The 9,861-nt window shown below is 59.1% G+C and carries 11 protein-coding genes and 1 pseudogene; 8 read left to right on the plus strand and 4 right to left on the minus strand.

The annotated features are described in order from the left end of the window. Nucleotides 1–275 precede the first annotated feature (275 nt). The 4 genes and pseudogenes from mobF to GOB81_RS16625 form a co-directional block, all read right to left on the minus strand. Nucleotides 276–1,736 (minus strand): annotated as a pseudogene (mobF, locus tag GOB81_RS16610) (MobF family relaxase); the annotation flags it as partial. Then, nucleotides 1,736–2,026, minus strand: a complete 291-nt coding sequence (locus tag GOB81_RS16615; protein ID WP_173571384.1) for a hypothetical protein — start codon at nt 2,024–2,026, stop codon at nt 1,736–1,738. The pseudogene mobF and the gene GOB81_RS16615, both read right to left, overlap by 1 nt. A gap of 57 nt (nt 2,027–2,083) precedes the next feature. Next, nucleotides 2,084–2,377, minus strand: coding sequence for an HU family DNA-binding protein (locus GOB81_RS16620; RefSeq protein ID WP_061274737.1), 294 nt, complete (start codon nt 2,375–2,377; stop codon nt 2,084–2,086). A 59-nt stretch (nt 2,378–2,436) separates the two neighbouring features. After that, complete coding sequence (locus tag GOB81_RS16625; protein WP_173571385.1) at nt 2,437–3,156, minus strand: BRO-N domain-containing protein; 720 nt, start codon at nt 3,154–3,156, stop codon at nt 2,437–2,439. A gap of 413 nt (nt 3,157–3,569) precedes the next feature. Here GOB81_RS16625 and GOB81_RS16630 point away from each other — a divergent pair, with 413 nt between their 5' ends. From GOB81_RS16630 to tnpC, 8 genes are all read left to right on the plus strand, one after another. Beyond that, entirely contained in the window at nt 3,570–4,145 is a 576-nt protein-coding gene (locus tag GOB81_RS16630) for a hypothetical protein (RefSeq protein ID WP_173571386.1), read from the plus strand. 3 nt (nt 4,146–4,148) lie between these two features. Next, on the plus strand, nt 4,149–4,979 hold the full coding sequence (locus GOB81_RS16635) for a hypothetical protein (protein ID WP_061274731.1): 831 nt from the start codon (nt 4,149–4,151) through the stop codon (nt 4,977–4,979). Continuing rightward, nucleotides 4,979–5,473, plus strand: a complete 495-nt coding sequence (locus GOB81_RS16640; RefSeq protein WP_173571387.1) for a hypothetical protein — start codon at nt 4,979–4,981, stop codon at nt 5,471–5,473. Before GOB81_RS16635 ends, GOB81_RS16640 begins: the two co-directional genes overlap by 1 nt. A 153-nt stretch (nt 5,474–5,626) precedes the next feature. Beyond that, complete coding sequence (locus tag GOB81_RS16645; protein WP_061274796.1) at nt 5,627–6,409, plus strand: transglycosylase SLT domain-containing protein; 783 nt, start codon at nt 5,627–5,629, stop codon at nt 6,407–6,409. A 16-nt stretch (nt 6,410–6,425) separates the two neighbouring features. Next, nucleotides 6,426–6,824: a hypothetical protein gene (locus tag GOB81_RS16650; protein WP_173571388.1), complete on the plus strand. Its 399-nt coding sequence runs from the start codon at nt 6,426–6,428 to the stop codon at nt 6,822–6,824. A 153-nt stretch (nt 6,825–6,977) separates the two neighbouring features. Further along, nucleotides 6,978–7,622 (plus strand): IS66 family insertion sequence element accessory protein TnpA, encoded by a 645-nt coding sequence (gene tnpA, locus GOB81_RS16655; protein ID WP_173571389.1) that lies wholly within the window; start codon nt 6,978–6,980, stop codon nt 7,620–7,622. Continuing rightward, nucleotides 7,619–7,981, plus strand: a complete 363-nt coding sequence (gene tnpB / locus GOB81_RS16660) for an IS66 family insertion sequence element accessory protein TnpB (protein ID WP_166318568.1) — start codon at nt 7,619–7,621, stop codon at nt 7,979–7,981. The genes tnpA and tnpB overlap by 4 nt, the downstream gene beginning before the upstream one ends. 72 nt (nt 7,982–8,053) lie before the next feature. Further along, nucleotides 8,054–9,580 (plus strand): IS66 family transposase, encoded by a 1,527-nt coding sequence (gene tnpC / locus GOB81_RS16665; protein ID WP_173571390.1) that lies wholly within the window; start codon nt 8,054–8,056, stop codon nt 9,578–9,580. Nucleotides 9,581–9,861 lie beyond the last annotated feature (281 nt).

Here is a 9,861-nt window from a genome sequence, read left to right on the forward strand (position 1 = left end):
CCTGAGCGATGGCTCGGCTCCCGCGGATGGAACCGGTAGGGGTGTGAGAGGGCGATGACCTGAATGGGCGCATGATCGTCTGATCCGGATCGGAAAAACCAGTGGATTTCTCTGTGCTTTAAAGCACGCCTGTGAGATTTGGATCTGATCCGCTGATCACCATACTGGCCAGTGGCTTCTGAAAGGCCACATCAACAGGCCTTACAGAAGACCGCACACGATCACACGTCAATATGGGTCAGAAAACTCTTGCATAACGGACGGCAACCACAGAAGAAATCCAGTGTCGAGCGACCAATCGCTTCAGTGATCTGGCGATCCGACAGCGCCCCGCTCCGGTCGCCGGATGCTCGGGCGGCCTGAATCGCAAGGTTTTCTTCGATGGCGATCTGCGCCGTATTCGTGACCCTCAGCCTGTCGCCCCGGATCTGCTGAATCAGCGAGACCTGTTCGCCCCTCAGCTCAAGCCCCCGCTGTTCAATGAGGCTGACGACATGATCGATGTCCTTCACGCCGCCCTCGATACCTGTGCCGATCAGTCCTCGTGCGGCATACATCCTGAGCTTGTCATGATCGAGCACGGCGGCGGTCTCAAACTCCGTCGCCAGATGCCGCGCCGCGAAACGGTAAGCCGTATCGTATCTCTCTTCCCGCGTGCCCTCTGGCCCGATCGGCGATCCGATGAGGCTTCTCTCCTCCCAGCCGAGGCTTTTCGCCTGCTCCAGCCAGATCTCGTGGTCGCTGACCCCCTTGTCCTTGTCGAGCCGGGCAGCCAGCCCGGCCATGGACAGGATACGGCGCTTGCGCTCGATCGGCATATCCGCCCAGTCCAGCCCTTCCGCCGCCGCATACTCCTTCGCGGCCCTGATCACGTTGCGGCGTCCCTTGCTGAAAAAGTCCGAGACATCCTGTGGCACGGCCGAGACGACCGTGGCCTGCTCATTGGCGTCATATTGCTGGGCGATGCCGATCCGTCGCAGCTCATCGGCAAGCTGCGCCTGGAAATACGCGCCGAACTCATGAACGCGGCTGCGCAAGCGCTTTGTGTCCAGAGAGCCGACGTGTCCGTCTTCCGTGGCCACGACATTGAACAGGGCGTTGTGAATGTGGGCGTGAGGATCACCGCCTGCCGGGGTATCGATGAGATAGGTCTGGCCTGTGCCCGGATCGCGCGCCTCGACCGTCGGGCGCGCTGTCGTATGCCGGAACGAGACCCAGGCGACCTCTCCCTGGTCCGCGCCATCCTCGCCGCCACGGCCGCGCCGGGCGAAGCCGATCTCTCTCGCCACATAGCGCATGGTCGCATCGCTGGCCTGATTGATGGCGTGCCAGATCGCCGCTCTCTCCGCTTCTGTCGGCGCAAATTCGGCGGCCAGCGTCACCGATTTATGCGGCGCGAGGGTCAGGTCGTAGGCACTGATCTTGCGGGCGTTCTTCGACCAGTCCTCGCCATTATCGGCCCGTTTCGCCTCAAACAGGCGATTGAGCTGCTCGTTTTTCGGCGGTGTCGTCGGATCAATCCCGAGCGCTGCCGCGATCTCCGGCTTCATGTCGGGCCGCCATGAGGCCCGGCCATCGCGCCCGGTGTAATAACTGGTCAGCCGGGCACCGTCCGCGTCTGGCACCTTCCCGGGCTGAGTGCGGAAATCGTGCTCCGGATCCGGCAGCTCCTGCGTGAAATAGGCGGTGATCATGCGGCCGTTGCCCTCGGCCGAAATCTTCCGGAACGTCATCATCAGACGTCAGCCTCATCCGGCTCCTCGGGCTGGGCGGATCGGGGCGAGCGGCCCTCCTGAATGTCGAGCGTCCTGCCGGTGGTGAGATCGATGCGCCTGAGCAGCGGGCTCTGCGATGCGATCAGCGTCACCAGCCGGCCAAGAATTTCATCGAGTGTCGGACCGTCGGACTCTTCAGGAGACAGGATCTCGATGATCAGCGAGAGTTTGTCTTCAATGGCCCGCAGCCGCTCCCGGATGTCGTCATCCCGGCTTGCGGTGGTATCAGGCCGTTCAGTTGTCTCGCTCATCGTCGTCGCTTCCCATGTCAGAACAAGGGGAAGCGTGACGCGGAATCATGCGACCGATCAGGCTTTCTTTTGATCGGTTCCGGCCAGGGCGTCCTTCACGGCCTTCGCCGGCGCGAAAGCCAGCTTGCGCGAGGCCGGGATCTGCATCTCGGCGCCGGTCGCGGGATTGCGGCCCGTGCGTGCGGCGGTGTGACGAACGGTGAATTTGCCAAAGCCGGGAAGCGATACCTCATCGCCGGCCTCTGCGGCCTGTATGATCGAGGCTGTGACAGTCTCAAGAGCGGTCTTCGCATCGGCCTTCGTGCCACCCGTGGCTTCGGCGATACGGTCAATCAGATCGGTGCTTTTCATCAGTGCTGTCTCTTTCGGTTAAGGGCACGCGAAGAGAAAGGATCATAACCGTGGCAGGTTTATGATTCCTCTCGGGCGGGCAGGAAAACGCTACGGGACAGATCCGCCACGATGCGGATGGCGTCATCAAGCTGGCGGCCAATACCGCTCTGAAGGACGGTGGAACAATACATCGCCCCGTCGATTTTGCGGCACATGCTCCATACCGATCCAATCAGGTTCATGGCATGGATCAGTCCTTCCACGTCATGACGATCCAGATCGCGAATGAATTGGCGAGGGTCGACCTCCTCAATGTATGGCTCCTGCCCCGGCATCACGAAAACCATGTGAGGACCAGGCTGCGAGAGACGCGTTAGGAGATCAATCTGATCACCGGTGATCATGCACTGCGTCCCGGTGACAGAAGCACCCATGGGGATATAGGCACCCGTCCGGCGAATCTGCGGCAAAACCTCTTCCGTCACCCAGCGCCGGAACCGTCTGGCTATGGGCTTCCGGGACACGAACGACAAATAATACGCGCCACTTTCTGTAACCAGATGAGTGCGTTGTGGGCCGCCCGCCGTTGGTATGACGACGAAGGCGACTTCATCCTCATCGAGTCTTGATATAGCTGCCCTTGAACGCCGAAGCCCGAGGATCTCGCAGACGTCAGAAGCTACAAGCCAGCGACGGCCGTCTTTTCTCACCGACCGAATAGCGTGTGCGCCGAAGGTCAGCACCGGCGCAGTCTTGGCACGAGTATCACTAAGTGGCTCAACACCATCCTTTGTCATCCGTTCCTCCCGTTATCAGAGATGGGAAAGTTGGGCGCGCATCATGCGACCACTAACGAACATCCAATGAAAAAGAGCCCCTCCTGTGCGTCACTTGTCGACTACCACGCGCTGAACAGGAACCCTGAGGCGATGAGCACGCAAGTTCTCGGAAAACGTAAGGGTGCCATTAGTAATGGCGTCCTTTCCCGCTTACCCACCTACGGCGGCGCAGCCGTCCGCACCAACGGTGCAATGGTGTATGAAGAACTCATAATCTGTGGGTTGGCTACGGGCTGGCAGTGGGTGCTTTGACGGGTCTTTTTACGGGTTTCCTAGTGGGTCCGATACGGGAGGCTTGCGGGATGCCCTCTGGGCTGGCTATGGGTTGGGAAAGGGTCGCTGTTGGGGACGGCCCTACCGGGAAACTGCACATGGCTCAGCGGATTGGAAAGGAGCGCCTGAAGGCTCTCCGGGGCGAAGCGGAATGCAAGGCAACCGCCGGACCTCTTTATCGGTGGCTGGTGGCGAACGCCGACGACATTGAAGAAATCCGAGTGCCGGGTGAGCCGTGGGGACCGTATTTGCAGGCGGCTATCGAGTGCGGCGTGCTGATAGAGGACCGCAGACTGGGGCTTCAAAAGATCGGCAAGCTGTGGAGACGGCTGCAGAAGATCAGACAAGTGCGCACAACAGAATCTCGCGCTGTCCCGTTCAATGTCTCACAATCAGCGCACCCCAGCCGCCTTCCTAAAGGCTGGAAGCCCGATTTTATCGACCGTGATCCCGGAAACCTTTCCCCCGATGGATCAGGGCTTCCAGCAAAAATCGACCATGCCGAAAAAAGCGCCTCTCAAGTCGCATCATTGCCCGCGACTATCTCCGGGTGCTCAGGCGGCAACACGACCGAGGAGGAAGAATTCCCTGTTGGTCGCGCCCGGGCTGAGGCCATCAAGCGGGATCTTCTTGCGCGGTTGAGGAAGAAGGAGCCCGGTTTTCATAGGGAGTAAGGCATGGCATCCGCCACGATAACAGACGCCGCAAAGCCGTCGGCGGCAACAACCCGCCCCACCCTGCTTGTCGCAATCGGACGCCAGCGTGTGGGAAAGACAACGTTTCTCAAATCCCTCGCCGAGATCACCGCGCAGCAGGGTGGCAAGCCGGAAATCTGGAACACTGATTCCATGAATCGGTCGCATACGATCTCATCGCTCGGTTCGCACGTGCTGGAGGCAGACAGCACTTCCCCGACCGGGCAGGCCGCATGGCTGGAAGAGCAAATCGAGAGGCTGGTCGAAACCCGCCATGATGCGATCCTCGACATTGGAGGCGGCTGGACGGCGATGCATGAGCTGATCCGCACGTCCCCTCTCGTGGCCGCTCTGGATGAACTTGGCATCTCGCTGGTTACAGTTTTCATGATCGGTATGGAAAATGCCGACATCGACTATCTGCAGGATCTTCAGGAGCAACATAGTTTTCTGCCACCCCGAACGGCCATCGTCATCAATGAAGGCCTTCTCCCCGTAGGCATGGACACAGCCCGCGCGGTTAGCGAGATTCTCGAAAACAGGGCGGTCCTGAACGCCCTCGACCGTGGGGCTTCTCACGGTGTTTTCCCGGCTGTCAACGGCCTGAAGAAAATTGCGGATCGCGGCCAGTCTTTCATGGACTTTGCCGCAAACAAGCCCGTTCCAGGACAACCGAAAAGCTCAGTCTTCGACAGGCTCCGCGTCAATCGCTGGCTCAAGCGTGAAGTGCCTCTCTTTATGCGCGACCTTGGCCCGGAGTATCTGCCCCGAATGCCCAAGGGCTTGCCTGAAGTGGTGATGGAAAACGTCTGATGACAACGCAGGGTGATCTGGAGGCGGGGGATCAGGAATTCGTCCGGCGGATGGAGAACCTGCGACTGGTGGCCGCTGAATGGGTTGATCGCAGGATCGCGCCGGAAGCCGAGGTGCTTTCGGCGCTGATCGTGGCTATTGACCAGGTCGGCACCCTTTGCATCGAAGCCAGGCGTTCCTCCATCCGTTCGATCCAGGAAAGCAAGCTGGTCGCGCAGCAGCAACGAGAGGCGCTGGCACAGGATACAGTCGCGATCCGCGAGCAGCTGAGAGAGGGGATCGAGGCGGTCCATACACTGCGAACCATCAATGAAAAACTGGTCGAGAAGAGACTGCTCGGGATCATCGCCGACATTACGAAAGGACTTCGGGGAGCGATTGAGAATCAGGCCACGGCCATGACCAGACGGTTCAATCTGCAGACCGCTTTTCGCGTTCTGGGTTACAGCTCCGTCGTTCTTCTGGTGGGCTTTGTGCTGGGACGGATGCCCTAAAGCCGGTGTGGCCAAAACGGACACAGTAAGAGTGCCGCGAAGAAATTCTGAAGAACACGGAATCAGGTCGCATGATGCGGCTGGATAGTGACCTCCTCACAACAGGAGGCTCTGGTGTCCCACATTTCCCTTTCATACCGCCGCACGAGGAAGATGACGATTGTCCTTCTGACGTGCGGCATCATGTCGCCAGCCGTGGTGAACGCGCAGACGATCAACGTGCCGGCGGGCCTGCCCGCGCACGTCAATGCCACGTATCAGGAACTGGGGCTCGGTGAGTGGACCCCGGACACAACCAGCACAACGCAGACCATGAATGGCAGCGGCACGGTCACTTCGTCCGGTGCAACCGGCGTTTCTGACAGCGATGCGCTCCAGACCATGTATCAGCAGTCGTGGGGATATGAAGCGGCACAGAACGCACAGGCGCTTGGCGTCAATCCGTCCGCTCTCGCCGCAACATGCGTGGTCGAGTCCGGCTGCCAGAATGTGCAGTCAGTTTCCGGCAGCAGCGGGATCACCGGTGCATTCCAGATGATGCAGAGTACATATGATCAGAGTCTGCAGGAGGCGCTCGCATCCGATCCGTCTCTTGCGTCGAGCATAACGACGGGCACTGATGGCCAGCACGATCCGGCGACCCAGGCTGTTGCGGCAGCACAGTATCTCAAGGACGCAGCAACCTCATTGCAGAACGTCGGCATAACAACGCCGACAGCACTCGATACCAGGGCATATTACAATTTCGGGCCGTCAAACGGCACCAACGTGGTCCGTGCGGCAGATGACGAGACAATGGCTTCGGTCCTCAGCAATATGTCAGCCTCGGACCTCGCAAAAAACGGTATCTCGACTACCGAAACAGTCGGAGAATGGAAATCAGCGGTCGCAACCAAGATGGGCAGCGCAGCGTATCAGCCCGTCCTGACTACCTGACAGGAGAACGCTACCTATGAAAAAATCATTTCTGCCAATACTGGCCTGTGGCCTGATCGCCTCGATGTCGGCTCACGCTGCCGGGCTTCATCCGGTCAAACCGTTGCCCGGTTATACGTGCATGATGCTGAACCTGTCGGAAAGCCAGATGATGGATTTCCAGCATCCCCTGATGTTTAAGGCAGGGCCGTCGGATGACGCTGCGAATGTCGCACCCGCCAGCGGCCAGGTAGCCATAAAAACCGGTGCCGAGCCGACAGACGGCTATCTGCCCACAATCAACTTCGCGTTCAAGCCGGTCTGGATCGAGGCAAAATACGTCGCGCCTTACCACGCGAAAGCAGATCCGGCGGCAACGTGCGTCCCGGTAATCATGTCAGACGGGAAGCTGGGCTTCGACCACCCACGACGATGAGACGATCCAGCAGGCGCACGCATGAAGGGCGGCCCCAGGCCGCCCTTTTCATTTTCCTGTTCTTCAACTGATTCGTAAGCGTCCGGATCTGACACGCTGCGTTTGATCGGTATCTGTGCCTTCATTGGTGACTCCGAACCGGAGAAAGGACCGATGATGGATCGTGAGGCTTTGTGGCGAACGCGCCTGACAGACTTTGCCGAGAGTGGCATGAGCCAGAAGGCATTCTGCGAGGAGCGAGGCTACAGTCCCAAAGCCCTGCGTCAGTGGGCGCGCACCCTGCGTTTCGTTCCTTCCCGGGAAGACATCTCCACGGCTGAACCCACGGTCCCAGAGGGTCGGGCAGAGGAATTCCTCTGCCCGACCCCAGAGGCGACGTCTGTGACCACGCGGTCATGGGCAGAACTGGTCAACAAGGGAGGTGTGCGCAGACGATGGACGGACGAGAACAGACTGGCGTTGCTTCAGGATGCGTTACAGTCCGGCCTGACACTTGAGCGCTACGCCCGGCTGAATCATCTGACGCCGAGCGTCCTCTATCGCTGGTATCACCAGTTTTCCACACAGCTTCAGGAACGACCCGACGCGCCCTTGAGCAGGGAGGCGGCCTTTGCAGACGTTCAGATATCTGATCCCGTCGTGACTTCTCCGATTTCGAACAGACCTCCCGAGAGACCCAACGCGATATTCCGGTCTTTGGAAATCGTTCTGAACAATGGACGGACCCTGCGCTTTCCGGATGGTGTCGGTCTCGATGACGCCGTGTATCTGGCCAATGCGCTGGACACTTCACCATGATCAGCCTGCCTCCCAACGTGCGGATCCATGTCGCACTGGGCTACACCGATCTGCGCAAGGGAATGGACTCTCTCGCCCTCATGATTCAGGAAATACTGCGTGCCGATCCGTTCAGCGGCCATGTCTTCGTTTTTCGTGGGCGAAAGGCTGGAACCGTCAAAATCCTTTACCACGACGGCAATGGCCTTTGCCTCTATCAGAAGCGGCTGGATTCCGGCGCGTTTACCTGGCCCGTGACACGTCCATCACCTGACGGACCGGCAAGTATCTTCCTGACCTCGGCACAGTTGTCGATGCTTCTGGAAGGGCTGGACTGGCGTAATCCGGTTCCTTCACGTCGCCTGATGGTAGCAGGATAAAATGGAATTCTGGGAATCCGGTCGTACCGATTTTCCTTGTACTGCCAACGCCGGTCCGGCATCATCAGGACCATGAAGATCGCTCTCGACAATCTGCCTCTGGACCCGATCACCCTGCAGGGGATGGTGCGGGATCTGGCGGATGCGCTGGATGAGGGGCAGATCGAGATAGAACGACTTCAACAGATCATCCTGGAATTTCGACGTGCACGGTTTGGTCGGAGTGCTGAAACTATCGAGCCCGACCAGCTCCCGCTGATCCTCGACACTAAAACCGGTGTTGAAACCGTCATGGATGAGCAAACAAACGATGACGGGCTGCGTCGTATCTCCCCAGATTCCGCCAGATCATCATTCGTCAAACAACCTCACCGCAAGCCACTGCCGGATCATCTTTCTCGCTCCGACGTGACGATTGCTCCTGATGTCACGGTCTGTCCGGACTGCGGCGGATCGCTACATGACGCGGGGACAACCACAAGTGAAATGCTCGACTGGGTGCCAGCGTCAGTCAGGGTGGTGCGGATCAACCGACCCAAATGTGCGTGCCGGGCCTGTGGCACACTCCATCAGGCGGCCGCGCCAGAGAGGATTGCTGAGGGTTGCAGCGCAACGCCCGCTCTGATCGCCCATGTGCTGACCAGCCGATACTGCGATCATCTGCCTCTTTATCGACAGAGCCGCATCTTTGCCCGATATGGTCTTGAACTGGCGCGGTCCACTCTGGCCGACTGGATCCGGGCTGCCGCATGGTGGCTGGCACCGCTCCGCCACATGCTAATGTCGTATGTCTGCTCTGGTGAGCGTATCTTCGCCGATGACACGCCGTTGCCGGTCCTTGATCCCGGTCGAGGACGCACCCGCACCGGTCGGCTCTGGGCCTATGCCCGCGATGACCGTGATTTTGGCGGCACAACCGCCCCGGCCGTTGTATTTTACGCCACGCCAGATCGTACCGCTGCGTGGCCAGCCCGCCATCTCGCCGGTTATCAGGGTATTCTGCAGGTGGATGGTTATGTTGGCTTCACACCTCTCGCCCATGACGGCAGTATCAGGATTGCAGCGTGCTGGTCGCACACGCGCCGTAAATTCTACGAACTGCATCAGGCAGGGTCACCGATAGCGACCGAAATCCTGTCTCGTATCCGGGAGCTTTACCAGATTGAGGAACGGATCCGTGGCCTGCCGCCCGACCATCGACGGGTCGTAAGGCAGGAACGCAGCCAGGATCTTGTCACGGCGCTCCACAAATTGCTCAGCGGAAAACTTCCGTTTCTGCCGACACGCAGCAAGCTGGCTGAAGCCATCCGCTATGCCCTGAACCGATGGGACGATCTGAAGCGATTCATAAACGACGGTCGTATTGACCTCGACACCAATCCGGTTGAACGGGCCATTCGTCCCGTGGCGCTCGGGCGCAAGAATGCACTGTTCGCAGGTAGTGAAGGCGGGGCTGATCGCTGGGCGATTGCCGCTTCACTGATTGAAACGGCGAAACTTAACGGGATTGAGCCATTTCAATGGCTGCGGAATACCCTCGAAACCATGGTGGCAGGGTTTCCCGCAAGCCGTCTCGGAGAACTCCTGCCGGTCAGGTAGGGGGGAGCAAAAACCAGAGCGCCCGCATTCATTCCTTTTGCAAAGCAACATTGGCTAAATAGTCTGAATGTAAATGATGGTCTTCGCCGGACATATTCCGCCACATGGGGATGTAGCGGAATATGCGTATTATATCGTTCAGCGTGGTGCGAGACTTATGCCGCCAAGGTTAGGCTCAGGACTTGTCTTATGAAATCCGGGTCGCTGTATGCGACAAAGGCAGCAGTCAGGAGGTGGCCACCTCCTGACTGCTGGAGAGAGCGGGTCGAGTCAGGACAGGC

Origin of the sequence: Acetobacter conturbans (assembly GCF_011516755.1) — a bacterium.
Taxonomy (GTDB): Bacteria; Pseudomonadota; Alphaproteobacteria; order Acetobacterales; family Acetobacteraceae; genus Acetobacter; species Acetobacter conturbans.